Below are 24,896 nucleotides of genomic sequence, written 5' to 3' on the forward strand. Positions count from 1 at the left end.
CTTCGTAACGTTGGAGAGATCACCGTCGATGACAATTCCAGCAGGGGAACGTCTCGACGCTGTGGTCGCCCAGGCCGTCACCGGAGACCACAACGCATTGAAGGAGGTGCTGGAGACCATTCGTCCGATCGTCGTGCGATATTGCCGAGCGCGTGTCGGCACAGTCGATCGGGGTGGCCTGTCAGCGGATGACGTGGCACAGGAGGTGTGCTTGGCGACTATCACGGCACTGCCGCGTTATCGCGATCGCGGACGCCCATTCCTGGCCTTCCTGTATGGCATCGCGGCCCACAAGGTCGCCGATGCGCACCGGGCCGCAGGACGCGATCTCGCCTACCCCACCGACACGATTCCCGAGCGGTGGTCGAACGACGCGGGACCCGAACAGCTTGCGATCGAAGCGGATTCGGCGAGCCGGATGAGCGAAATGCTCGAGATCCTGCCCGCCAAGCAGCGCGAAATCCTGATCCTGCGTGTCGTCGTCGGGCTGTCCGCCGAGGAGACCGCCGCCGCGGTCGGCAGTACCACCGGAGCGGTCCGAGTTGCTCAACACCGCGCACTGTCGCGGTTGAAGTCCGAGATGATCGCGGCAGGTGACTGTGCCTGAATCCCTGGATGAATTCGCCCGCACCGACCTGCTGCTCGATGCGCTCGCCCAGCGCCGGCCGGTGGACGCCGAGGATCCCGACGTCGACGTGCTGACCTCGCTGCTGGAGGACTGGCGCGACAACCTGAGGTGGCCGCCGGCAAGCGCGCTGGTGACGCCCGAAGAGGCGGTGAACGCGTTGCGCGCCGGACTGGCCGAGCGCCGGCGGGGCCATCGTGGCCTGGCCGTCCTCGGGTCGGTCGCCGCGGCGCTGATAGTGCTCAGTGGCTTCGGCGCCATGGTGGTCGAGGCCCGACCCGGCGGCACCCTGTACGGGTTGCACGCGATGTTCTTCGACGAGCCCCAGCTGCACGGAAGTCAGGAAATGCTGGCCGCCAAGGCCGACCTGGCTAAGGTCCAGGAGTCGATCGACCGGGGCCAATGGGATCAGGCCAAGAATCAGCTGACCGAGGTGAGCAGCCTGGTGCAGTCGATCAGCGACCCGGCCAGCAAACAAGACCTGACGAACCAGCTGAAGCTGTTGAATGCCAAGGTCGATGCGCGCGACCCGAACGCCACGCTGCCGGTCGCCTCGCCCCCGGCGGCGCCACCCCCGCCGGCCACCGCGATTCCGGCGGCACCGCCCGCCGCCTCGATCGCACCGCCGAAGGTGGCAACGCCCGCGCCGATCGGCCCGCCGAGCGTGTCGCCGAGTCCATCAGTGGGAAAGCATCATCATCACGGCCAGACGCCACCCCCGGTGGCGCCGCTGAGTCCGGATCAGTAAGCGATCAGTGCCGGCGGTGGAAGCCGTCGGCGTCTGACGTCGCCTCGTTGAGCGACGCGTCCGCGTAGCCGCGGCAGTAATCCCACGTGACGTAGGCATCCGGCTCGGGATCGTAGGCGGGCTCGTGCGGGCGCACGGTCCCGTCGATCAGCAGCTGCAGCAGGTTGGCGCGCAGCATGTCCCAGTCGTGATAGTGATCCTGCTGACATTCGTCGCAGCACACCACAAGCCCGCGAATGCCCTTGTGCGCCAGCAGTGCTTCATACACGGCCAGATCGGCGAGGTCGGCCTCGACGGCCATCCGCTCCTGTTGATCCAGGGGCTGGCCCGGCTCGACGGCGTCCAGCGCAGCCGACGGATCACAGGGGTCGTCGGCGAAAGGGTCGGGCGGCAAACCCGGTGGGAGGTGGTCGCGCACGCCCCTAGCCTACGCAGCCCGCCCGGGATAACGCCAGCAGGCAGCCCACGCGCCATTCCCTTCGTTTGGTGCGGGCGGCGCGCCCGAGCAAGCGGACTGAGGCGGGAGGTGAGCCGATAGGATGGGTCTCTCACGCCGCATCGTATGGAGGGCGCAGGAGATGACCCGTGGCACGTCCCACCTGGAAGACAGCTCTGACCTCGTCGGCAGTGCTTATGTGCGGGTAGGCGGCCTGGTCGATGACCCGGTGCCCACCGGGGGCGACAACCCGCACAAGATCGCCATGCTCGGGCTCACGTTCGACGACGTGTTGCTGCTGCCCGCGGCCTCCGACGTCGTCCCCGCTACCGCGGACACTTCCAGCCAACTCACCAAGAAGATCAGGCTCAAAGTGCCGCTGGTGAGTTCGGCGATGGACACGGTCACCGAGTCGCGGATGGCGATCGCGATGGCCCGGGCCGGCGGCATGGGCGTGCTGCACCGCAACCTGCCCGTCGCCGAACAGGCCGGCCAGGTCGAGATGGTCAAGCGTTCGGAGGCCGGCATGGTCACCGACCCCGTCACCTGCCGCCCGGACAACACCCTGGCCCAGGTCGACGCGATGTGCGCGCGGTTCCGGATCTCCGGGCTGCCGGTGGTCGACGAGTCGGGCGCGCTGGTCGGCATCATCACCAACCGCGACATGCGGTTCGAGGTCGACCAGACCAAGAAGGTCGCCGAGGTGATGACCAAGGCCCCGCTGATCACCGCGCAGGAGGGCGTGTCCGCCGACGCGGCGCTGGGCCTGTTGCGCCGCCACAAGATCGAGAAGCTGCCTATCGTCGACGGCCACGGCCGGCTGACCGGTCTGATCACCGTCAAGGACTTCGTCAAGACCGAACAACACCCGCTGGCCACCAAGGACAGCGACGGCAGGCTGCTGGTGGGCGCCGCGGTGGGCGTCGGCGGCGACGCCTGGGTGCGGGCCATGATGCTGGTCGACGCCGGGGTGGACGTGCTGATCGTGGACACCGCGCACGCGCACAACCGGCTGGTGCTCGACATGGTCGGCAAGCTCAAGGCGGAGGTGGGCGAGAAGGTCGAGGTGATCGGCGGCAACGTCGCCACCCGCTCGGCGGCCGCGGCCCTGGTCGCCGCCGGCGCCGACGCGGTCAAGGTGGGCGTGGGGCCGGGCTCAATCTGCACCACCCGGGTGGTGGCCGGGGTCGGCGCGCCACAGATCACGGCGATTCTGGAGGCGGTCGCGGCCTGCGGCCCGGCGGGCGTGCCGGTGATCGCCGACGGCGGACTGCAGTACTCCGGCGACATCGCCAAGGCGCTGGCCGCCGGCGCGTCGACGGCCATGCTGGGCTCGCTGTTGGCGGGCACCGCCGAAGCCCCGGGCGAGCTGATCTTCGTCAACGGCAAGCAGTTCAAGAGCTACCGGGGGATGGGGTCGTTGGGCGCCATGGCCGGCCGCGGTTCGGGCAGCGGCAAGTCGTACTCCAAGGACCGCTATTTCGCCGACGACGCTTTGAGCGAAGACAAGTTGGTGCCGGAGGGGATCGAGGGTCGGGTCCCCTTCCGCGGCCCGCTGTCCTCGGTGATCCACCAGCTGACCGGCGGCCTGCGCGCGGCCATGGGCTACACCGGCTCGCCGAGCATCGAGGCGCTGCAGCAGGCGCAGTTCGTCCGGATCACGGCGGCCGGACTGCGGGAAAGCCACCCGCACGACGTCGCCATGACGGTCGAAGCCCCCAACTACTACGCACGCTGAGGCCGGAGATGGTCGAGATCGGGATGGGCCGCGTCGCCCGCCGCAGTTATGAACTGAGCGAAATCAGCATCGTGGCCTCCCGGCGCACCCGCTCGTCGCAAGACGTGTCGACCGCCTGGCAGCTGGACGCCTACCGATTCGAGATCCCGGTGCTGGCCCACCCGACCGACGCGCTGGTGTCGCCCGAGTTCGCGATCGAACTCGGCAAGCTCGGCGGTCTGGGCGTGCTCAACGGCGAGGGCTTGATCGGGAGGCACGCCGACGTCGAGGCGAAGATCGCGCAGTTGGTCGAGGCGGCCAGCAAGGAGCCCGAACCTTCGGCGGCGATCCGGCTGCTGCAGGAGTTCCACGCGGCGCCGCTGAACCCGGACCTGCTGGGCGCCGCGGTCGCCCGCATCCGGGACGCAGGCGTCACCACCGCGGTACGGGTCAGCCCGCAGAATGCGCAGGCGCTGACGCCGGTGCTGGTGCAGGCCGGCATCGACCTGCTGGTCATCCAGGGCACCATCGTCTCGGCCGAAAGGGTGGCCAGCGATGGTGAACCGCTGAACCTCAAGACCTTCATCGCCGAGCTCGACGTGCCGGTGGTCGCCGGCGGGGTGCAAGACCACCGCACCGCACTGCACCTGATGCGCACCGGCGCCGCGGGCGTCATCGTCGGCTACGGCGCGACCAGGGGAGTGACCACCAGCGACGAGGTGCTGGGCATCAGCGTGCCGATGGCCACCGCGATCGCCGACGCCGCTGCCGCGCGGCGGGAGTACCTCGACGAGACCGGCGGCCGCTACGTGCACGTGCTGGCCGACGGCGACATCCACACCTCGGGCGAGCTGGCGAAGGCGATCGCCTGCGGCGCCGACGCGGTGGTGCTCGGCACGCCGCTCGCCGAGTCCGCCGAGGCGCTGGGCGAGGGATGGTTCTGGCCGGCCGCCGCGGCGCACCCGTCGCTGCCGCGCGGGGCGCTGCTGCAGATCGCCGTCGGCGAGCGCCCGCCGCTGCAGCAGGTGCTTAGCGGGCCCTCCGACGACCCGTTCGGCAGCCTCAACCTGGTCGGCGGCCTGCGCCGGTCGATGGCCAAGGCCGGCTATTGCGACCTCAAGGAGTTCCAGAAGGTCGGCCTGACCGTCGGTAGCTGACCGGAAGGCCGCTGGCTTGTTACCTGCGGGTAAGGCCATACTGGTGCGATGAAGCCGGATTACGACGTACTGATCATCGGTTCGGGTTTCGGGGGCAGCGTCAGCGCGTTGCGGCTGACCGAAAAGGGCTATCGCGTCGGCGTGCTCGAGGCCGGCCGCCGATTCGAGGACAAGGACTTCGCCGAGACGTCCTGGGATCTGCGTAAGTTTTTGTGGGCGCCGAAGCTGGGTTGCTACGGGATTCAGCGCATCCACCCGCTGAAGAACGTGTTGATCCTGGCCGGCGCCGGGGTGGGCGGCGGCTCGCTGAACTACGCCAACACCCTGTATGTGCCGCCGGAGCAGTTCTTCAACGACCAGCAGTGGAAGCACATCACCGACTGGCGCGACGAGCTGATGCCGCACTACGAGCAGGCCAAGCGGATGCTCGGCGTGGTGGAGAATCCGACCTTCACCGACGCCGACCGAATCGTCAAACAGGTCGCGGACGAGATGGGCTGTGGCGACACGTTCGTGCCGACGCCGGTCGGGGTGTTCTTCGGCCCGGACGGCACCAAGGCCCCGGGCAAGACGGTGCCGGACCCGTACTTCGGGGGCGCCGGGCCGGAGCGCACCGGATGCCTCGAGTGTGGTTGCTGCATGACGGGCTGCCGTTACGGCGCCAAGAACACCCTATTGAAGAACTACCTGGCTCTCGCGGAATCCGCTGGGGCGCAAGTGATTCCGATGACCACGGTGAAGCGTTTCGCGCAGCGTCCCGACGGGATGTGGGAAGTTCGCACCGTGCGCACCGGAAGTTGGCTGCGCCGCGACCGGCGCACCTATACGGCGAAGCATGTAATCCTGGCCGCCGGAACCTGGGGCACCCAGCATCTGCTGTTCAACATGCGCGATCAGGGTCTGCTGCCGCGGCTCTCGAATCGGCTGGGCATGCTTACCCGCACCAATTCCGAGTCCATCGTCGGTGCCGGCAAGCTCGAGGTCGACCCGGACCTCGACCTGACGCACGGGGTGGCGATCACGTCGTCGATCCACCCGACGTCGGACACCCACATCGAACCGGTCCGCTATGGCAAGGGCTCGAACGCAATGGGGTTGCTGCAGACGCTGATGACCGACGGGACCGGCCCCGAGGGCAGCGACGTGCCGCGCTGGAAGCAGCTGTTGGACCAGGCTCGCGAAGATCCGCGCCGGATGATGCGGTTGCTCAACGTCAGTCAGTGGAGCGAACGCACGCTGATCGCCCTGGTCATGCAGCACCTGGACAACTCGATCACCACCTACACCAAGCGCGGCAAGCTGGGCATCCGCTGGTACACCAGCAAGCAGGGACACGGCGAGCCGAACCCGAGTTGGATTCCGGTCGGGAACCAGGTCACCCGCCGCATCGCCGACAAAATCGACGCCGTGGCCGGCGGCACCTGGGGAGAGCTGTTCAACATCCCGCTGACCGCACATTTCCTCGGCGGCGCCGTGATCGGCGACAACGCCGAGCACGGGGTGATCGACCCGTATCACCGGGTCTACGGCTACCCGACGCTGTTCGTGGTCGACGGCGCGGCGATCTCGGCCAACCTGGGCGTCAACCCCTCGTTGTCAATTACCGCCCAGGCCGAGCGGGCCGCGTCGTTGTGGCCGAACGTCGGCGAGAACGACGAGCGCCCGGCGCAGGGCGAGCCGTATCGCCGGCTGGAGCCGATCCCGCCCAAGGCGCCGGTCGTCCCGGCCGAGGCGCCCGGCGCGCTCCGCTGGTTGCCGAGCAATCACATCAGTTCCACCGCCGACGCCAGTTAGCTCGCAAGCGCGTCCAGCGGTGCGCCGCTGACCACCCGGCTGCGCTCGCCGCGCACGTTGACCGGCACGTCGCCCATCAGGGTGACGCGGTGCATCAGCCGGGGCTGGTCGTCGTAGTCGTCGATCGCCCGATGCTGGGTCGCGCGGTTGTCCCACATGGCGACATCGCCGTGCGCCCAGTTCCAGCAAATCGTGTTCTCCGGCAAGGTGATTCGCCGTTGCAGCAGTTCCAGCAGGACAGTGGACTCGTGACTGTCCAGGCCGACGAAGCCGCGCACGAAATCGCCGGCCAGCAGGGTCCGTTCACCGGTTTCCGGGTGCACCCGCACCACGGGATGCTCGGTGCGGAAGTCCGGCTTTTCGAACGCCTGCCGAAACGACCGCTGGGCGTCGCTCATCGACTCTGTCGTCACGTAGTCGTAGCGGTTGGTGTGGAGCGCCCAGAGATTTTCCACCAGACTTTTCAGCGGCTCGGGCAGGTGCTGGTATGCCGCCGCGGTCGACGCCCACAGCGTCGAACCGCCGTAGGTCGGCAGCTTGACCGCGCGCAGGATCGACGCCGCGGGATAGTTGGCGGCGAACGTCACGTCGGTGTGCCAGCGGTTCGCCTTGCCGTACTCGGAGTCGATGGGGGTGATCACCGGGACGTTCCGGGCGGCCAGGGCGCCGGCGGCCGGGTGGCCGATGGGGGTGCCCAGCAGCTCGGCGAACGCGAGCTGCTGCTCGTCGTCGAGGTGGTGCTGGCGACGGAAGAAGATCACCTTATGGGCCAACAGCGCCCGGCGGATCTCCTCGATCACCTCCTGGTCGAGGTCGCCGCCGAGGCGAACCCCGTCCACCCGGGCGCCGATGCGGCTGCCGAGCTTCGTGACGGTTAATTGACCTGTCATTTTCGTGGTCCTTGGAGATAAACGGGTGTAGTCAGCTGACTACATTTGGTAGTGTAGTCAGATGACTACAACTTCCGCAACGGGTCGCGGGAAAACGCCCACCGGGCGCGCGGAAGTTGCCGCGGCGATCCTGGAGGCCGCCACCGACCTGTTCGCCGAGCGTGGTCCGGCAGCGACGTCCATCCGCGACATCGCCGCGCGATCCCACGTCAACCATGGATTGGTGTTCCGCCACTTCGGTACCAAGGAGCAATTGGTCGGTGCCGTGCTCGACCATCTGGGTGCCGACCTGAGCGCCCTGCTGGGCACCGATGCGCCCGCGGGCGTGCTCGAGAGCCATCTGGACCGGCAGATGCGGGTGATGGCCCGCACCGTCCTGGACGGCTATCCGGCGGCCCAGCTTCAGAAACGCTTCCCCAACATCGCGACGCTGCTCGACGGAGTGCGGCCGCAATACGACGACGAGGCCAAGGCCCGGCTCGCGGTCGCCAATGCCCTTGCCCTGCAATTCGGTTGGCGGTTGTTCGCGCCAATCTTGCGCTCGGCCACCGGGATCGAAGACCTGACGGATACCGAACTTCGCCACGCAGTCACCGCCGAGGTGCAACGGATTCTCGAGCCCGCCGACCCTCAGTGACGCCGCGACAGTGCCCGCCGGTGCAGGGGCGCGCGGCCGGGTGGCTGTTGCGGAGCCGGCAGCAGTGGCTTGCGGGGGCAGATCGCGACTGTCGTCGCGGATTCGGTGTTCAGCTCGAGCTCGTCGCCGGCGTGCCGGATGGTCAGCTCGCCGCCGGGGCCGTCGCGCAGCGTGTAGGTGACGTCGTCGTGGTTGACATCGACGGTAACCCGGAAGTCGCGCCACCGCAGCCGGAACCGTAGCCGCGAAATGCCATCGGGCAGTTGGGGATCCAGCGACAGGATGCCCTCGTCATCGCGCAGGCCACCGAAGCCGGCCACCAGCGCGTTCCAGGCACCGGCCAGTGAGGCCATGTGCAGACCGTCGCGGGTGTTGTGGTGCAGGTCCCGCAGGTCGATGAGGGCGGCCTCGTACGCGTAGTCGTGCGCGAGGTCCAAATGCCCGACCTCGGCGCACATCACCGCCTGGGTGCACGCCGACAGCGACGAGTCGCGCACCATGCGCGGCTCGTAATAGTCGACGTTGCGGGCCTTCTGGTCGGGCGTGAAGGCGTGGCTCTGCCAATGCATCGCCAGCACCAGGTCGGCCTGCTTGATCACCTGTGCGGGGTACAGCCGCACGTAGGCCTCGTGCAATAGCAGCGGGTAGGTGGTGTTGCGTTCGAAGTCCCATTCGGCGAACGTGGTGAATCCCTCGCACTGCTGATGAACTCCCAGCCCGGAGTCGTACGGAATGTTGGCGGCCTCGGCCGCATCGCGCCAGGACGCCGTCTCCTCGGTGGTGACCCCCAGCGCCTTGGCCACCTCGGGGTGGCGGTTGCAGCCGTCGGCGGCGACGCGCAGATTGTGCGCGGCCATCAGGTTGGTGAAGGCGTTGTCACGCACGATCGCCGTGTACTCGTCCGGGCCCGTGACACCGTCGAGGTGCCAGACGCCGTGCCGGTCGTGATGGCCGAGGGCCATCCAGAGCCGGGCGGTCTCGACGAGCACCTGCAGGCCGCACTCGGCCTCCAAGTCGTCGTCCCCGGTGACGATGCGGTAGCGCTCGAAGGCCATCGCGATGTCGGCGTTGATGTGCCAGGCCGCCGTCCCGGCCGGCCAGTAGGCCGAGCACTCCTGTCCGCGAATGGTCCGCCACGGGAAGGCGGCGCCCTCCAGGCCCAGTTCGGCCGCCCGTTCCTGGGCCAGGTCCAGGGTGGAGGCGCGCCAGCGCAGCGCATCGGCCACGGTATGCGGCGCGGTGTAGGTGAGCACCGGCAGCACGTAACCCTCGGTGTCCCAGAACGCGTGGCCGTCATAGCCGGTTCCGGTGAGCCCCTTGGCGGCGATCGCGCGCCGCTCGGCGCGGGCGCTGGCCTGCAGCAGGTGGAACAGCCCGAATCGCACGGCCTGCTGGGATTCGGAGTCGCCGTCGACCTCGACGTCGGCGCAATCCCAGAAATCGTCGAGGTACTCGCGCTGCGAATCCAACAGCCCCTGCCAGCCGGTGTAACGACCGCTGTGCAGCGCGGCGGCGACCTGGTCACGCAGCGCCGGACGCGAGCGCATGCTCGACCAGCCGTACGCGATGTATTTGACGATGCGTAGCTTCTGCCCCTGGCGCAGACCGCAGATGACGGTGGTCCGCGCCAGATCGGCGCGCGCATCGGTGCCGACCTCGACCCGCCCTTCAACGTCGACCTCGTGATTCATGCCGGCGGCCATCATCAGGGCGCTGCCGCGCGTGCGGTGCATGAGGACCGCACCGGTGTCGGTGTTTTCGTGAGCGACCTCCTCGAGGGGGTTCTCCAGGATGGCCGCGACCCGCGGGTCGCCAGAGGTGTGAGGCTGGTCCTCGTTGGTGACCAGCTCGGACTGCACCGTCACCTTAACGAACTGGTCGACCGCCTCCACGCAGTACTCGATGGCAGCGAGGCCGCGCTGGGCCAGGGACACCAGCCGCGTGGAGACCACCTTGACCTCTTTGCCCGCGGGCGAGCGCCAGTGCGCCGTGCGGGTCAGCGTTCCGGCGCGCAGATCCAGATCCCGCTCGTGGGAGAGCAATTCGCCGTAGCGGACGTCGAACGGCTCGTCCTCGACCAGCAGCCGGATGATCTTGCCGTTGGTGACGTCGACCAAAGTCTGGCCAGCCTCGGGGTAGCCGTAACCGGCCTCGGCGTAGGGCAACGGCCGGATCTCGTAGAACGAGTTCAGGTAGGTGCCCGGCAGGCCGTAGGGCTCACCCTCGTCGAGGTTGCCCCGCAGCCCGATGTGCCCGTTGGACAGGGTGAACAGGGATTCGGACTGCGCCAGCAGGTTGAGGTCGAGCTGGGTTTCGCGCACATGCCAGGGGTCAACGGGGAAAAATTCGTCGGTGATCATGACTGCAGCAGCTCGGCGAGGTCGGTGACCACCACGTCGGCGCCGTTGCGGCGTAAGTCCTCGGCCTGGCCCACCCGGTCGACACCCACCACGAACCCGAAGTTACCGGCCCGGCCGGCCTCCACCCCCGACAAGGCGTCCTCGAACACGGCCGCGGCGTCGGCGGGAACGTCGAGGAGCTGCGCCCCCCGCAGGTAGGAGTCGGGGGCCGGCTTGCCGGCGATGTGTTCGTCGCGCAGGGTGATGCCGTCCACCCGCTTCTGCACGAACCGGTCCAGGCCGGTGATCTCGAGGACGTCGCGGGTGTTGGCGCTCGAGGACACCACCGCGATGCCCAGTCCCGCGTCCGATACCGCCTCGAGGTAGCGGCGGGATCCCTCGAACACCTTGACGCCGTCCTCCTTCAAAACCTTCTGGAACATTTCGTTCTTGCGGTTGCCCAGGCCGTAGATCGTCTCGGCGTCGTCGGGATCGTCGGGGCCGCCGTCGGGCAGGTGGATGTCGCGGCTCTCCAAGAACGAGCGGACGCCATCCTCGCGCTTCTTGCCGTCGACGTATTCGCGGTAGTCGGCGGCCTCATCGAAGGGAACGAACTTGTCTCCGGTGCGCTTGGCCCGGTCGGACAGGTAGGCGTCGAACATGGCCTTCCAGGCCTTGGTGTGCACACTGGCGGTGTCGGTGAGCACACCGTCGAGGTCGAACAGGCAGGCACGCACTTTTTCGGGCAGACCCAGCACGGGTACCTCACTCTCGGGTATCGGGGTTGGGCGGTATCCACTCCACCATGCTTGTGCGTGTGCCGCCAGGTTTTCAGCGGTGGTCACTCGGGTGCCCGTCCAGGAGTCCGTGCTCGATGAGGCCCAACACTTGGGCTCGCGCGAAGCTGACGGCGGCGGGGCTCGTCGGTAGCGGCCCGTCGAGCAGCAGGTAAGCCAGCCCGTGCACCGCTGACCAGGCGGCGATCTCGGCGCCCGGCCTGCGGCGAGCGTCCAGTAGACCGGCGGCTTGCGCTTCGTCGAGCACCTGGCCAAGGACCTCGAAGGGGTCGGCACCGGCGGCAGTGGGCTCAGCGTCGGGGGATGTCGCGGGGTGCGAGGTGAACGCGGCGCGAAACAGTCCCGGCTGCGAAGTTGCGAAGTCGATGTAGGCGTTGCCCACCGCGCGCAGTTTCTTGCGAGGGTCCTTGGTGCGATCGACGCGTTGACGCATCCGCGCGGCGAGCTCGCTGCGCGCAAAGCGCGACACCTCGGCGAGCAGTGCCTCGCGGTCGGAAAAGTGGCGGTAGGCGGCCGAGTGCGACACTCCGGCCGTCCTGGCCGCCTCGCGCAGGATCACCCGATCGGGTCCGCCCTCGCGGGCCAGCGCGATGCTCGCCTCGATCAGGGTCGAGCGCAACGCACCGTGGTGGTAGCCCTTTTTGCCCGGAGGGTCGGCGCCGACGGATCCCATGCCATCACGATCTCACGCCGGCCCGTATGTTGACAACGGTCACATCGCGGTCGCATACTGGGAAAGTAACCACCGGTCACATCATGGGTATCCGATAGGAAGGGAACTCCAATGACAAACACACGTGTGCTGGTCACCGGCTCCACCGGAAGAATCGGCGGGGCGGTGGCGGCCCAATTGTTGGAAAGGGGCGTGGCTACGCGGGCCCTGGTACGTCGCGACGACTGGCGCAGCGCCCGTTTGCGTGCCTTAGGCGCCGAGATCGTGGTGGCGGATATGCTTGATATTCAACAGGTTCGGGCCGCAGTCGACGGTGTGAATCGATTGTTCTTCAACCCCCCGTACCACCCGCATGCACTGGACAGCTCGGTCGCCTTTGCCGTGGCCGCGCGCAGCGCAGGCGTTGAGGCAGTGGTCGCGCTGGGCCAGTGGCTGGCCAGTCCGGAGCATCCCGCGCTGATGACGCGCCAGCAGTGGTTGTCCGACAAACTGTTTCAACTGCTGCCGGACACCGCCCACGTCGCGGTTGATCCCGGGTTTTTTGCTGACAACTATTTCCAAGTTCTGCCCGTTGCCGCCCAGCTCGGGGTGTTGCCGATGCCGAAGACGGGGGGCCGACTCAACGCGCCGCCGTCCAACGAAGACATCGCGCGGGTCGCGGTGGGCGCGTTGCTCGACCCGCACCGCCACGACGGACGGGCCTATCGCCCGACCGGGCCAAAGCTATTGTCCGCCAATGACATTGCCGACGCGATAGGCGAGGCGCTGGGACGGCGGGTTCGCCTCATGGAAATTCCCCCGTGGATGTTCATGCGAGCGGTGCGCGTGGGCGCCAAGCGACTCGGAGTGGACATGTACTTCGAGTCCGGTTTGCGTCATTACCTGCCCGAGACCGGCCTGGGGACCTGGGAAGTGGGCGGTCCGACCACCCATGTGCGTGATGTCGCCGGGGTTGAACCCGAAGACTTTCTCACCATCGCCCGCCGCTACGTCACCGCGGCAGACACCCGGCGCACCGCACGAAACATGCTGCGTGAGATCGGGACTCTCATGCTGACCGGGGTGGTGCCAGCGCACCGGCTTGACCGCTTCGACCGGCGCCAGCAGCATCCCCAGCCCGCCCAGCCCCGGCATTCGGCCGAGTCGGCCGTGTGGCGAAGCGAGCACACACCGTCCGTTGACCCGCTCCGGTACCGGTTCGGCCCAGCCACGATCACTCCCGTATCGGACGCCCCGGAGCGCCTGTGGGGCCAGCGATTGTCGTCCTAAGAGGATTCGGGTACCGCTCCGCGCACCAAAAAATGATATCTTTTTATATCATATTTTGGGAGGAGGTCGGTACCGGTGGACAGCTCTGAATTACCCAACAACGCCCACGTCGTCGGACACCAGGGAGCCCAGGTCGAGATCGATCAGCGTCGGGCCAGCGCCGTCACCGGCTGGCTCGGTGTGCTCGTCATCGCCGCGTGCATCGCCGGAATTGTCCTGACGGCCAACAACAAACGTGACCTGCTGTGGCTGCCGATCGTGATCCTTGCCTTGGTCGTCAGCTCGTTGGTGGTCGTTGCGCCCGGGCAGAGCTCGGTGATCCAGTTCTTCGGGCGCTACATCGGCACCGTGAGCCGTCCGGGGTTCTGGTGGGTGGCGCCGCTGACGGTGCGCCGCGGGGTCAGCCTGCGGGTGCGCAACTTTGAGACGGCGCACTTGAAGGTCAACGACGCCGACGGTAGCCCGGTAGAGATCGCAGCGATCGTGGTCTGGCAGGTTGCCGATACCGCCAAGGCGACCTACGCGGTGGATAACTACCAAGGCTTCGTGTCAATGCAGGCCGAGTCGGCGCTGCGCCACGTCGCCACCAGTCATCCTTATGACGAGCCCACCGGCGCCGGCACTTCGTTGCGCGGCTCCACCGAACAAGTGGTCGCCGACCTCGCCCGCGAACTAGCTGAGCGCGTCCATATCGCTGGCGTAGAGATTGTCGAGGTTCGCATCTCCCACCTGGCCTACGCCCAAGAAATCGCGCAAGCCATGTTGCGTCGTCAGCAGGCGGGCGCGGTCATCGCCGCGCGCACCCGCATCGTCGAGGGCGCCGTCGGGATGGTCCACCTGGCGTTAGAGCGACTCGCCGACAGCGGCGTCGTGGCGCTCGATGAGGAGCGCACCGCCAGCATGGTCAGCAACCTCATGGTGGTGCTGTGCGCCGACCAACCGCCCTCGCCCGTGGTCAACACCGGCACGCTCTACACGTGAGCGGCCGCCGACAGGTACTGCTGCGGATCGACCCCGCCGTGCACGACGCGCTCACTCGCTGGGCCAACGACGAGTTCCGCAGCCTCAATGCCCAGGTCGAAATGATCCTGCGCAGAGCACTCGACGACGCCGGTCGGATGCCGAAACACGTTGCGCCCCCGCCCAAGAGGGGCCGTCCCAGAGCGACAGCGGATAAATCCGGCACCGCGACGGAGAGCGATTAGCACCCCAAGATACCGATCGTGGTCAGGCAGATCGTCACCGGAAGCCACGACGCGGCGAGGGTCTGCTTCAGCGATGGGCGGGTGCGCGTTGGCGAATGATGCGCACCATCTCCGCCGGGCGCTCAAGGGCGGAAAAGTGGCCCGCGCCGGGCACTGTGATGCTGTCGACTTTCAGTAGGCGAGCAGCGTGCTCCCGCTCCGCCTTGCGAGACCAATCGTTTTCGCTGTAGACCAACGTGACGGGGACCTTCACCTGCGGGTAGCGGCTTCGTGCGTTGACCAGATCCGTGAGGCTGCGCATGATGGCCCGGGCCACTGTCGGGTAGCCCCGCCGGCGGCCGCTTCGCCGTAACTCGCCAAGAAAGTCTTCCTCCAGCGCGTGGTGGTCGGCGAAGCCGCCGCGCAGGATGCCTCGTAAGATCATCCGGGTTTCCATTCGGGCGAAGATCGGCCCCGAACCGGGCAGCCGGACGCCCCTTCCGATCACGCGGGCAAACCAGTTGCCCCGTTCGAGTCCGCTCGGGTAGTCGTAGGCGTTGAAGGCGATCACGTTGCGGACGTCGTCCGTCAGTTCGATGGAGGCCAATAGCGCGATCGCGGCCCCCATCGATTCGCCGGCCAGTGTGACGTCGTGCAGGCCGAGCGTTCTGACGAATTCGACGACGGCGCCGCGCAGTTCGGGCTCGCCGTATCGGGCGCCCCGAACAATGTCGGACCACCCCATACCGGGAAAATCCACTGCGTAGACGGTGAATTCGTCCCAGAGCGCGGGTACGACGCGCTGGAAGTAGTCCAGCTGTGTGCGGACCGTGTGCAGCAGGACCAGCGGCGGGCCGGTTCCGGTCGTGAAGTAGCGCAGCCGCGACCCATCGGACCGGCTTAGGAACTTGACCTCGCCGCGGCCGCCGCTCCACGTCATGGTGTAGCGCTGATCGGGAACCTCGTTGGACTGCATGGTGTTACCGTTCGCTAATTGCTTGGATGGCCCGCAGCCGTCCGTCGGCCAGGGCCTGGGTGAGGTTTTCGGCCTTCCGCTCGAAGTCGGTGACGAACGCGTGCAGACCCAGCGGGCTGGCGGGCTGGGCCAGCACGGCGCGCATGACCGCGGCCGCCTGGTCGGTGAGGTCATTCCACGCTATGACCGCGAAGCCGGCGGACTCTACGGCGGCTCGCAGCTCGTCGGGGGTGACCAGGTGACTGCGCATGGGCTGGTCGGCCCACGGCAGCGGATAGTCGAGCGCGCGACCGTCCCCGATTGTGATGTCCCACAGGGCAAGCCGTCCGCCGCCTTTGAGGACTCTGCGCGCCTCGGAGTACAGCCGGGTCTTGTCGGCCACATTCATCTGGACGTGCTGGCTGATGGCGACATCGAAAGCGCCGTCGGTGAAGGGGAGTTTGGTCACGTCCGCCTGACGGACCGAGATCCGGTCGTCGAGCCCGACGAGCCTATTGAGCCAGCGGTTCGTTTCGCAGTATTCATCGGTGAGATCGACCGCGGCGACTCGGCAGCCGTAGCGGTCGGCGACGTAGCGGGCGGTGCCGCCGACACCGCTGCCGGCGTCGAGAACTTCACTGTCCCTGGTGATCTGTGCCAAGTCCACCAGCTGCGCGGTGGCAATGCGGCCCATGGTGTGAAAGTCCTCCAGCAGGCCCAGGTCGGCGGCTGCGAGGCGGTCGAGGTCCTTCCCGGCCGACACCAGCGCCCGCTCGATGTTATTGCGTGACAGGCCCGTCGAATACTGGTCCTGGATCGTGTCGTTCATCGCCGCACCTGAGCCCATGCGGTAATGATGGGAGGCATCGCAATGAGCGCGTTGACCGCGAGCGCCTCTCGGCGGAATCGCGGGACGAACTCGTCGATGTCGGCGAGCTCGTCGACGGCGAAGCCCCCTTGTTCGGCGATGGGGGACACCAGCCGCCAGACTTCCGTGAGGTAGGCAAGGATGTCGGTGTCGGCGGCGGTTCCGATCGGCGTGCCGAGGGTCAGCCGTGGCGCGCCCAGGCCGGCGTCGGCGAAGATGGTGTGCAGCGTGGTGCCGAACCGGGCGCTGAGCCCCATAGCCTCGAAGGCGCGGACGATCCCACCCGTCACCCGCCGGAACAGCGGCGTGTCCGGAACGCCGTGCGCACCGGTGATGTCGTTTTCGGAGAACGCGACCACGCCGCCCGGGCGCACGTGGGAGCTCAGACGCCGCAGCGTGGCGGCCGGATCGGGCAGGTGCATCAGGATCAGCCGGCCAATTACGGCATCGACCGGTTCGTCCAAGGCGAGCGCGTCAATCGCGGCCTGTATGAAATGCACTGTCGGCAGGCCCTGTTCGGCGGCGCGGGCCAGGGCCAGCGCGATCATCTCGGGTGCGGCGTCCACACCGAGGACGGATCCCGTCGGGCCGACCAGTCGGGCGGCGATGAACGAGACATCGCCGGGGCCGCAGCCGACATCGAGCACCCGCATGCCCTGCCGAAGCCCCGCGAGCCGCAGCGCGTGCTCGGTGTAGTCGTTGTACAGCCGTCCTTGCAGGAGCAACCGCTGCACCTCCACGTCGGCGTGGCCCAGGACATAAGTGCTGCCGGTAGCGGATGGCGTTGTAGTCATGCTTTTCATGCCTTTCGGTGTCGGGACGCTTCAGGGCTTCTTTAGGCCTCGGCCAGCGCCGAGGCCTTGGCGGACGGTGTCGATTGGTGGGTCCGCGCCGGCAGCAGCCAGCCGACGACGATCGCCGCGCCCAGCGCGATGCCCGCGCATACCAACGAGCTGGCCTGCATCCCGTCCAGGAACGCGCGGTTGACGACGTCGCGGACGGCGCCGGCCTGTGGCGCCGGTAGCTGCTGGATCACCGTGTGGGCCACCGCCATTGAGTGATGCATGGCATCGGCGGGCAATCCTGTCAACGCCGAGGTGCCCAGGCGGCCGGAGTACACCGAGGCGAAGATGCTGCCCGCGATGGCAACGCCGAGGGTGCCGCCGAGCTCGCGCGTCGTGTCGTTGACGGCGGAGCCGACCCCGGCCTTGTCGGCGGACAGCGATCCCATGATCGCCTCGGTGGCCGGTGAAAAGGTCAGGCCGAGACCGCCGCCGAGCAGGAGCATCTGCAGTGCGATCTGGTTGTAGGGCGTCGCCGCGTCGGCCGTGGATGCCCACGCCAGCCCGCCGGCGAATATGGCGAGGCCCGCGCAGACGACGGCTGTGGTGCCGATCCGTTCGACGAGCCGCGGTCCAAGGATGCTGGCCAGCGCGATCGAGGCGGCAACCGGCAGCAACCGCACGCCGCTCTGAAAGGCGGTGTAGTCCTTGATGAATTGGAAGTACTGGGTGATGACGAAGATGAAGCCGAAGAGCGTCAGGAAGCCGGCCGTCACGGCCAGGCTGCCGCCGGAGAACCGGCGGTTCAAGAACACGGTGACGTCCAGCATGGGGTGGGTGCTGCGCCGCTCCCACAGCGCAAACCCGACGAGAACGAATGCGGATGCGGCGAATCCGGCCACGGTTCGGCCGTTGGTCCATCCCCAGCTGGGTGCCTCGATGACCGTGTAGACCAGCGTCGTGATCCCGGCTGCGGAGAGCAGCAACCCGGGCACGTCGACGCGGGGCGCCGCCGGGTCACGCGAGGTCGGAACGAACAGGACGCCGCCGACGATGGCCACCGCGGCGATCGGGATGTTGACCATGAAGATCGAGCCCCACCAGAAGTGCTCGAGCAGCCAGCCGCCGCTGATCGGCCCCACGGCCACGCCAACGCCGACCATGGCCGCCCACAGCCCGATCGCCTTGGCGCGCGGCGCCGGGTCGGTGAAGATGTTGGTGATCAGCCCGAGAGTGGTTGGGAAGATCACCGCCGCTCCGATGCCCATCGCGGCGCGCGCCGCGATCAACGCGTCAGCCGAATTCACCTGCGCCGCAACGGCGGAGGTGACGGCGAACAGCGCCAGCCCAGAGTTGAGCCAGCCCCGCCGGCCATAGCGGTCGGACAGGCTGCCCACCGAGAGCAGCAGGCCGGACATGACCAGGGTGTAGGCGTCGACGATCCATTGCAGCTGTGCGGTGTCGGCGCCGAGTTCGCGTGACAGGGTGGGCAGCGCGACGTTGACGATGGTGGCGTCGACGCTGATGACGAAGACACCGAGGCAGATGACGGCGAGGGCAGCGACGGGGTGATTCCGAAAAACCGGAAGTATCGGGGCGGTGCGCATGGACACGACGCTAAAGCTATTAGACAAATAAATCAAGTAAATAGTTGAAAAAGATGTCTAAACGCTGGTAGGCTGGCGTGGTGCCGCCCCGCAGGAACTACAACCAGAACTGTCCGATCGCCCGCGGACTCGACGTCCTCGGTGAGCGGTGGACGTTGCTGATCCTGCGCGAGCTGGTCGGCGGCGCCCGCCGCTACGGCGACCTGCGCGACGCGCTGCCCGGTATCGCGACAAATCTGCTCGCCGAGCGGCTCAAGGAATTACAAGAGGCCGGGCTCGTCGACCGTGCCGACCTGCCCGCCCCGATCGGTCGCACCGTGTACACGCTCAGCGACATGGGCTGGCAGCGGGTACTGCCGATCCTGCACAGCATTGCGTGGTTCGGGCTGGACCGGCTGGACCCCGTCGAGGACGGCCCGGTGTCGCCGCTGAACGGGTTCCTCGCGGGAATACTGCTGGGTGGCAACGCCGCTAACGCGGCAGGCGTGGAGGCGACGTATCGCGCCGAGATCGACGGCCGTCGTTTCGAGTTCGCCGTGACGCAGGGCGGGCTCGGTGCCGCACGCGGCGAACCTGCGGTGACCCTCACCGCCACCGCGGCCGACCTGGTCACCGCCCGGCTGGGGGCGAGCGAGGGTAAGCGCAAGGCGGCGCTGCGGCGCATCGAGTTCAAAGGCGACCCGGAGGCCATCGACATAATGCGTCGCGTGTTTTCGCTGTAAACGCTGTCCGAGTCGATACGCATCGCGACGCCGCCCGACAAGGTGTGGGACCTGATCACCACCGTCGCCGGCATCACCGAGCGGTACGAGGCGTGGGACGCCGTCGAACACGCGGCGGTGAGCAACGGCTTCAGTGGGCACGAGGTTCCGGCTGGCCCGTCACCGCATCGGCGGCGCCAAAACCGCGCTGTGCCGCGCGACCTCGGCAGAGGCACCGCGACGCTTGTGCTGGCTGCAGCGCCCCACCTGCCCACCATGTCGGTCGAATTCGATCTGGTCCCTGTGACCGGAACCTCCCAGCTGAACCACACCAGGACCTCGGTCGCATCGCCGCTAAGCTGATTGCCATGGCCGAACCCGCTGATCCAGCCGCGTCCGGATCGCCGGCTCGACCGGTGCTCGTCGTGGACTTCGGCGCGCAGTATGCGCAGTTGATCGCGCGGCGCGTCCGCGAGGCGCGGGTGTTCTCAGAGGTCATTCCACACACCGCCACGGTCGACGACATCAAGGCCCGCGACCCGCTGGCGCTGGTGCTCTCCGGCGGCCCGTCCAGTGTCTACGCCGACGGCGCGCCCCAAATCGATCCGGCCCTGTTCGATCTCGGGGTGCCAGTGTTCGGCATCTGCTACGGGTTTCAGGCGATGGCGCAGGCGCTGGGTGGGACCGTGGCCCGCACCGGCACCAGCGAATACGGTCGCACCGAGCTTAAAGTCCTTGGTGGCGAACTGCATTCGGGGCTACCGAGTTCGCAACCGGTATGGATGAGCCACGGCGACGCGGTCACGGCCGCGCCGGACGGGTTCGAGGTGGTGGCCAGCAGCCCCGGCGCTGCGGTCGCTGGCTTCGAGAACCGGGCGCGGCAGCTGGCCGGGGTGCAGTACCACCCGGAAGTGATGCACAGCCCGCACGGGCAGCAGGTGCTCAGCCGATTCCTGCACGACTTCGCCGGGCTCGGCGCTCAGTGGACGGCCGCCAACATCGCCGAGGCGTTGATCGAGCAGGTGCGTGCCCAGATCGGGGACGGCCACGCGATCTGCGGGCTGTCTGGTGGGGTGGATTCCGCGGTCGCCGCGGCGCTGGTGCAGCGCGCCATCGGTGACCGGCTGACGTGTGTCTTCGTCGACCACGGGCTGTTGCGCGCCGGCGAGCGCGCGCAGGTGCAGCGCGATTTCGTCGCCGCCACCGGCGCCAAACTGGTCACCGTCGATGCGGCCGACACCTTCCTGGATGCGCTCGCGGGAGTGACCAATCCCGAAGGCAAGCGCAAGATCATCGGCCGCCAGTTCATCCGCGCCTTCGAGGGCGCGGTGCGAGACATCGTGCAAGACAGCGGCGCACACGGGGATTCCGACGTTGAGTTCCTGGTGCAGGGCACGCTGTATCCGGACGTGGTGGAGTCCGGTGGCGGCAGCGGCACCGCGAACATCAAAAGCCACCACAATGTCGGCGGTCTGCCCGGCGATCTGAAGTTCAAGCTCGTCGAGCCGCTGCGGCTGTTGTTCAAGGACGAGGTCCGCGCCGTCGGGCGCGAACTGGGCCTGCCGGAGGAAATCGTTGCGCGCCAACCGTTCCCGGGTCCCGGCCTGGGAATCCGGATCGTCGGCGAGGTCACCGCGTTGCGGTTGGACACCCTGCGGCGTGCGGATTCGATCGCGCGCGAGGAGCTGACCGCGGCGGGCCTGGACACCCTGATCTGGCAGTGCCCGGTGGTGCTGCTGGGCGACGTCCGATCGGTCGGTGTGCAGGGCGACGGCCGGACCTACGGGCACCCGATCGTGCTGCGCCCGGTGTCCAGTGAGGACGCCATGACCGCCGACTGGACCCGGGTTCCCTACGAGGTGCTGGAGCGCATCTCGACCCGCATCACCAACGAGGTGGCCGAGGTCAACCGCGTGGTGCTGGACATCACCAGCAAACCGCCCGGCACCATCGAATGGGAGTGACCCTCGGCCGGAAATTTTCACCAAAACAGCACCATCAGCCCCATCAGTATCGATCGCATAACGCTGTCCCTCACGTTGCTTGACGGGTGTCGGAGGGCGAGTGTTTACTTCGAACATACTTTCGAACGCCGATCGAGGAGGCTGGGTCATGACCGCGGCTTTTGCCTCCAATCCCCATCGGGAAACCCGGGCTGAGCAGCTGGAATCGCTTCGCCGGCGGATGGCGAGCATCTCCGGGAGGAAGGCCGCGCCTGCCGCCGCCGCGCCCGCCGAGGACCTGCTGCCGAACTCGGAATCCCAGCTGGCTCTGCCGCCGTGGCTGGCCGAACTGCTGCCGGTGCCGGTGCCGCGGGGGACGGTCGCGGTGCTCTCGGGTGCCCGGTCGCTGCTGTTGAGCATGGTGGCCGCCGTCACGGCGGCCGGTGGCAACGCCGCAATCGTCGGCCAGCCGGACATCGGGCTGTTGGCCGCCGCGGAGATGGGGGCGGATCTGAGCCGGCTCGCGGTGATACCGGATCCCGGCACCGATCCGGTGGAGGTGGCCGCGGTGCTCACCGACGGCATGGATCTCGTGGTCCTGGGGCTGGGTGGGCGCCGGGTACCGCCCACCCGGGCGCGGGCGGTGGTGGCCCGCGCCCGGAACAAGGGCTGCACCCTGTTGGTCACCGGCGGCGATTGGCAGGGGGCACCGACGCGCCTTGCCGCCCGGGTCTGTGGTTATGAGATCACCGCAGACGGCCGTCCCGGATTCGGCCGGATCGGCGGGGTGCGGCTGCAGGTCAGCGGGACGTGCGCGGGACGACGGGTGATGACCCCAGCGCGAGCCGGGTAAACCCATGGCCGGTCTTTCTGGCCCTTCTGGTTCAAGGGTTTTGGTGATCTGGTGCATGGATTGGCCCGCGGTCGCGGCGGCGGCGGCCGCGGGTCTGTCCGCGACCGCCCCGATCGCGGTCACGCTGGCCAACCGGGTGATCGCCTGCTCGTCGGCGGCCCGCGCGGCGGGGGTGCGGCGGGGCCTGCGGCGCCGGGAGGCGGCCGCCCGATGCCCGCAACTGCACGTCACCGCCGCCGACGCGGACCGCGACGCCCGCTTTTTCGAAGCGGTGATAGCGGCGGTGGACGACCTGGTGCCCCGCGCCGAGGTGCTGCGGCCCGGCCTCCTGGTGTTGCCGGTGCGCGGGGCGGCCCGCTATTTCGGGTCCGAAGCCACCGCCGCCGAACGGCTGATCGACGCGGTGGCCGCGGCCGGCGCCGAGTGTCAGGCCGGGGTCGCCGACCAGTTGTCCACCGCGGTCTTCGCGGCGCGGGCGGGTCGTGTCGTCGAGCCGGGGGGTGACGCGAAATTCTTGTCGGTGCTGTCCATCCGCCAACTTGCCACCGAGCCGAGCCTGTCCGGCGCCGGCCGCGAAGAGCTGACGGACCTGTTGTGGCGGATGGGGATTCGCACCATCGGGCAGTTCGCCGCGCTGTCGCGCAGCGACGTGGCTTCCCGGTTCGGCGCCGACGGGGTAACCGCGCACCGGTTGGCCCGCGGCGAACCCGACCGGCCCCCCTCCGGCAGGGAGCCGCCGGCCGAACTCGAGGCCGTGCTGGACTGTGACCCACCGATCGACCGGGTGGATGCCGCGGCGTTCGCCGGGCGCTCACTGGCCGGCAGGCTGCATCAGACGCTGATGGCCGCGGGCGTGGGATGCACCCGGCTGGCCATCCACGCCGTCACCGCCAACGGCGAAGAACTGCAGCGGGTGTGGCGGTGCGCTGAGCCGTTGACCGAGGACGCCACCGCCGACCGGGTGCGCTGGCAGCTCGACGGATGGTTGAGCAGCCGCACCACGCGCAATCCCCGTCCCACCGCTGCGGTGACGCTGTTGCGGCTCAAGGCGGTGGAGGTGGTATCCGCCGAGGCGCTGCAGTTGCCGCTCTGGGGCGGCCTGGGCGAGGAGGACAGGCTGCGGGCTCGCCGGGCGCTGGTGCGGGTGCAGGGTCTGCTCGGCCCGGAGGCGGTGCGAGTGCCGGTGCTGTCCGGCGGGCGCGGCCCGGCCGAGCGCATCACGCTGATCCCGCTCGGCGACGAGCCGGTGCCGCGGGCCGATCCCGATCCGCCGTGGCCCGGCCGGCTGCCCGAGCCGTCACCGGCGGTCCTGCTGGATGACCCGGTGGAACTGCTTGACGCCCAAGGAAACCCGATACGAGTGACCATCCGGGGGCTGTTCTCCGCCGACCCCGCGCGCATGATCGCCCATGGCCGCGACGAACGGCTGTACTGGTGGTCCGGGCCCTGGCCGGTCGACGAGCGATGGTGGGACCCCGAATTGAGTAAGGGTCGCACCGCCCGCGCCCAGGTGTTGCTGGAGAGCGAGCGTGCGCTGCTGCTGTGCTATCGCCAGCGACGCTGGTATGTGGAGGGGAGTTACGAATAGGTGGGCCGCAGCGCCTCGGGTGTCAGGTCCTTCAGCGACGGGTATCCGTCGACGGCCATGATCAGGTCCGCTTCGGCCAGCAGCGAGCGCAGCACGTGCACGATGCCGTCGACGCCGCCGAGCGCCAGACCGTAGGCGTAGGGCCGGCCGATCCCGACGGCCGTCGCCCCCAGCGCGAGCGCCTTGATGATGTCGGCCCCGCTGCGCACACCCGAGTCGAAAAGTACCGGCATCCCATCGGCGGCCTCGAGCACTTCGGGCAGACAATCCAAGCAGGGCAGCCCACCGTTGGCCTGCCGCCCGCCGTGGTTGGAGCAGTAAATGCCGTCCACGCCAATGTCTTTGGCGCGGCGAACATCGTCGGGGTGGCAGATGCCCTTGACCATCAGGGGCAGGTCGGTTTCCGCCCGCAGCCACTCCAGGTCCTCCCACCGGAACGGGCCGCCGAAGATCGGCAACTTGCGCACCGCCGCCTCGGTGGCGTCTTCGCCTGGGCTCAGGTCGGCGCGAAAAACCGGATCGCTGGTGTAGTTGGCCAGGCATCCACTGGGCACCTGCGGGTAGTTCCCCCCGCTCAGGTCGCGAGGCCGCCAGCCCGTGACCCAGGTGTCCAGAGTGACGGCGATGCTTTTGAAGCCGGCCGCCTCGGCGCGGTGCACCAGGCTGGCGCCCATCTTGCGATCCGGCGGCGTGTACAGCTGGAAAAACGCCGGCGTATCGCCCAGCTCGGCGGCAATATCTTCCATCGGGTCGGAGGTAAGCGTGCCGACGAAGAACGGGACGCCGGTGCGGACCGAGGCCCGCGCGCAGAGTATGTCCCCGTGGCCGTTCTGGTCGCACACCCCGATCACGCCGATGGGCGCCATGAAGATCGGAGACGGAAACCTCATGCCGAACAACTCGACCGACATGTCGCGTTCCTCTGGGGCGATCCCCATCCGCGGATACAGACCCCAGCGCTTGAAGGCCGCACAGTTGGCGCGTTGGGTGTGCTCGTCACCGGCGCCGCCCGCGACGTATTGCAGCACTTTCGGCGTCATCGCCGCGGCGGCCTTTGCCTCCAGGTCCTCGAACTTGATCGGGTACTGCGGCTGATTTCCGTGCAGTGACTGGTCGTAGAGCTCTTTTTGATAATCGGCGAAGGCCATAGTCGCCGACTTCCCCGTGCTTGGATCACCAAACGAGCGCTCGAGGATCAGCCCGGCGCGGACGGGCCTTCGGGTCAGTAGCGCCCGAAGGCGATGGCCACGTTGTGTCCGCCGAACCCGAACGAGTTGTTGATCGCGTACTCGTAGTTGCCCGGCCGTGGTTTGCCGGCCACGACGTCGAGGTC

25 protein-coding genes are annotated in these 24,896 nt (G+C 68.2%); 14 read left to right on the forward strand and 11 right to left on the reverse strand.

From position 1 onward, the window contains the following. The first annotated feature begins 28 nt into the window (after positions 1-28). Positions 29-607 carry a sigma-70 family RNA polymerase sigma factor gene (locus tag A5753_RS15210; protein ID WP_067129494.1) on the forward strand — a complete coding sequence of 193 codons (579 nt, stop codon included), beginning with the start codon at positions 29-31 and terminating at the stop codon, positions 605-607. Continuing rightward, positions 594-1,373 (forward strand): anti-sigma-D factor RsdA, encoded by a 780-nt coding sequence (locus A5753_RS15215; RefSeq protein WP_197694701.1) that lies wholly within the window; start codon positions 594-596, stop codon positions 1,371-1,373. The genes A5753_RS15210 and A5753_RS15215 overlap by 14 nt, the downstream gene beginning before the upstream one ends. A gap of 4 nt (positions 1,374-1,377) precedes the next feature. Here A5753_RS15215 and A5753_RS15220 read toward each other — a convergent pair whose 3' ends face one another. Continuing rightward, a complete protein-coding gene (locus tag A5753_RS15220; protein WP_003879523.1) occupies positions 1,378-1,791 on the reverse strand; it encodes a DUF5319 domain-containing protein in 414 nt (137 codons plus the stop codon). Positions 1,792-1,951: 160 nt separating this feature from the next. Here A5753_RS15220 and guaB point away from each other — a divergent pair, with 160 nt between their 5' ends. From guaB to A5753_RS15235, 3 genes are read left to right on the forward strand one after another with little or no spacing between them, the layout of a single operon-like run. Then, positions 1,952-3,547: an IMP dehydrogenase gene (gene guaB, locus A5753_RS15225; protein ID WP_065028373.1), complete on the forward strand. Its 1,596-nt coding sequence runs from the start codon at positions 1,952-1,954 to the stop codon at positions 3,545-3,547. Positions 3,548-3,555: 8 nt separating this feature from the next. Then, on the forward strand, positions 3,556-4,683 hold the full coding sequence (locus tag A5753_RS15230; RefSeq protein ID WP_067129499.1) for a GuaB3 family IMP dehydrogenase-related protein: 1,128 nt from the start codon (positions 3,556-3,558) through the stop codon (positions 4,681-4,683). Positions 4,684-4,731: 48 nt separating this feature from the next. Further along, complete coding sequence (locus A5753_RS15235; RefSeq protein WP_067129502.1) at positions 4,732-6,477, forward strand: GMC oxidoreductase; 1,746 nt, start codon at positions 4,732-4,734, stop codon at positions 6,475-6,477. Here the strand turns inward: A5753_RS15235 and A5753_RS15240 are convergent. Then, on the reverse strand, positions 6,474-7,367 hold the full coding sequence (locus A5753_RS15240; RefSeq protein WP_067129505.1) for a TauD/TfdA family dioxygenase: 894 nt from the start codon (positions 7,365-7,367) through the stop codon (positions 6,474-6,476). The genes A5753_RS15235 and A5753_RS15240 overlap by 4 nt on opposite strands. 61 nt (positions 7,368-7,428) lie before the next feature. On the opposite strand from A5753_RS15240, the gene A5753_RS15245 reads away from it, so the two are divergent. Next, positions 7,429-8,004: a TetR/AcrR family transcriptional regulator gene (locus tag A5753_RS15245; protein WP_067129507.1), complete on the forward strand. Its 576-nt coding sequence runs from the start codon at positions 7,429-7,431 to the stop codon at positions 8,002-8,004. Here the strand turns inward: A5753_RS15245 and A5753_RS15250 are convergent. From A5753_RS15250 to A5753_RS15260, 3 genes are read right to left on the reverse strand one after another with little or no spacing between them, the layout of a single operon-like run. Beyond that, a complete protein-coding gene (locus A5753_RS15250) occupies positions 7,998-10,364 on the reverse strand; it encodes a glycoside hydrolase family 65 protein (protein WP_067129510.1) in 2,367 nt (788 codons plus the stop codon). The two genes, A5753_RS15245 and A5753_RS15250, sit on opposite strands and share 7 nt — an antisense overlap. Beyond that, positions 10,361-11,122 carry a beta-phosphoglucomutase family hydrolase gene (locus A5753_RS15255; RefSeq protein ID WP_197694705.1) on the reverse strand — a complete coding sequence of 254 codons (762 nt, stop codon included), beginning with the start codon at positions 11,120-11,122 and terminating at the stop codon, positions 10,361-10,363. Before A5753_RS15255 ends, A5753_RS15250 begins: the two co-directional genes overlap by 4 nt. A 52-nt stretch (positions 11,123-11,174) precedes the next feature. After that, entirely contained in the window at positions 11,175-11,813 is a 639-nt protein-coding gene (locus tag A5753_RS15260; protein ID WP_067129514.1) for a TetR/AcrR family transcriptional regulator, read from the reverse strand. A 111-nt stretch (positions 11,814-11,924) separates the two neighbouring features. Here A5753_RS15260 and A5753_RS15265 point away from each other — a divergent pair, with 111 nt between their 5' ends. From A5753_RS15265 to A5753_RS15275, 3 genes are all read left to right on the forward strand, one after another. Next, on the forward strand, positions 11,925-13,082 hold the full coding sequence (locus A5753_RS15265; protein ID WP_082971335.1) for an NmrA family NAD(P)-binding protein: 1,158 nt from the start codon (positions 11,925-11,927) through the stop codon (positions 13,080-13,082). A 75-nt stretch (positions 13,083-13,157) separates the two neighbouring features. After that, positions 13,158-14,063 (forward strand): SPFH domain-containing protein, encoded by a 906-nt coding sequence (locus A5753_RS15270; protein ID WP_067129518.1) that lies wholly within the window; start codon positions 13,158-13,160, stop codon positions 14,061-14,063. After that, complete coding sequence (locus A5753_RS15275; RefSeq protein WP_067129520.1) at positions 14,060-14,287, forward strand: hypothetical protein; 228 nt, start codon at positions 14,060-14,062, stop codon at positions 14,285-14,287. The genes A5753_RS15270 and A5753_RS15275 overlap by 4 nt, the downstream gene beginning before the upstream one ends. Before the next feature lie 67 nt (positions 14,288-14,354). Here A5753_RS15275 and A5753_RS15280 read toward each other — a convergent pair whose 3' ends face one another. Genes A5753_RS15280 through A5753_RS15295 form a run of 4 tightly spaced genes read right to left on the reverse strand, consistent with a single transcriptional unit; the run spans position 14,355 to position 18,478 of the window. Beyond that, complete coding sequence (locus A5753_RS15280; RefSeq protein WP_067129522.1) at positions 14,355-15,242, reverse strand: alpha/beta fold hydrolase; 888 nt, start codon at positions 15,240-15,242, stop codon at positions 14,355-14,357. Positions 15,243-15,246: 4 nt separating this feature from the next. Then, a complete protein-coding gene (locus tag A5753_RS15285; RefSeq protein ID WP_067129525.1) occupies positions 15,247-16,050 on the reverse strand; it encodes a class I SAM-dependent methyltransferase in 804 nt (267 codons plus the stop codon). Continuing rightward, entirely contained in the window at positions 16,047-16,883 is an 837-nt protein-coding gene (locus A5753_RS15290) for a class I SAM-dependent methyltransferase (RefSeq protein WP_067129575.1), read from the reverse strand. Before A5753_RS15290 ends, A5753_RS15285 begins: the two co-directional genes overlap by 4 nt. 41 nt (positions 16,884-16,924) lie before the next feature. Continuing rightward, positions 16,925-18,478 (reverse strand): MFS transporter, encoded by a 1,554-nt coding sequence (locus A5753_RS15295; protein WP_067129527.1) that lies wholly within the window; start codon positions 18,476-18,478, stop codon positions 16,925-16,927. Positions 18,479-18,558: 80 nt separating this feature from the next. Between A5753_RS15295 and A5753_RS15300 the strand changes: the two genes are divergently transcribed. The 5 genes from A5753_RS15300 (at position 18,559) to A5753_RS15320 (ending at position 23,563) form a co-directional block, all read left to right on the forward strand. Further along, positions 18,559-19,200 (forward strand): helix-turn-helix domain-containing protein, encoded by a 642-nt coding sequence (locus A5753_RS15300; RefSeq protein WP_067129578.1) that lies wholly within the window; start codon positions 18,559-18,561, stop codon positions 19,198-19,200. A 42-nt stretch (positions 19,201-19,242) separates the two neighbouring features. Next, entirely contained in the window at positions 19,243-19,542 is a 300-nt protein-coding gene (locus A5753_RS15305) for a hypothetical protein (RefSeq protein WP_067129529.1), read from the forward strand. Between the two features lie 5 nt (positions 19,543-19,547). Further along, positions 19,548-21,143: a glutamine-hydrolyzing GMP synthase gene (gene guaA / locus A5753_RS15310; RefSeq protein WP_067129531.1), complete on the forward strand. Its 1,596-nt coding sequence runs from the start codon at positions 19,548-19,550 to the stop codon at positions 21,141-21,143. A gap of 148 nt (positions 21,144-21,291) precedes the next feature. Beyond that, complete coding sequence (locus A5753_RS15315; protein ID WP_067129533.1) at positions 21,292-21,975, forward strand: hypothetical protein; 684 nt, start codon at positions 21,292-21,294, stop codon at positions 21,973-21,975. Positions 21,976-21,979: 4 nt separating this feature from the next. Then, entirely contained in the window at positions 21,980-23,563 is a 1,584-nt protein-coding gene (locus A5753_RS15320; RefSeq protein WP_197694702.1) for a DNA polymerase Y family protein, read from the forward strand. Here the strand turns inward: A5753_RS15320 and A5753_RS15325 are convergent. Both A5753_RS15325 and A5753_RS24895 read right to left on the reverse strand, forming a co-directional pair. After that, on the reverse strand, positions 23,554-24,711 hold the full coding sequence (locus A5753_RS15325) for an alpha-hydroxy-acid oxidizing protein (RefSeq protein WP_067129544.1): 1,158 nt from the start codon (positions 24,709-24,711) through the stop codon (positions 23,554-23,556). The genes A5753_RS15320 and A5753_RS15325 overlap by 10 nt on opposite strands. A 74-nt stretch (positions 24,712-24,785) precedes the next feature. Next, positions 24,786-24,896: hypothetical protein (locus A5753_RS24895; protein ID WP_231990085.1), on the reverse strand; the 111-nt coding region annotated here is incomplete at its 5' end.

The sequence above is a fragment of the Mycobacterium sp. 852002-51971_SCH5477799-a genome (assembly GCF_001667145.1).
Taxonomy (GTDB): Bacteria; Actinomycetota; Actinomycetes; order Mycobacteriales; family Mycobacteriaceae; genus Mycobacterium.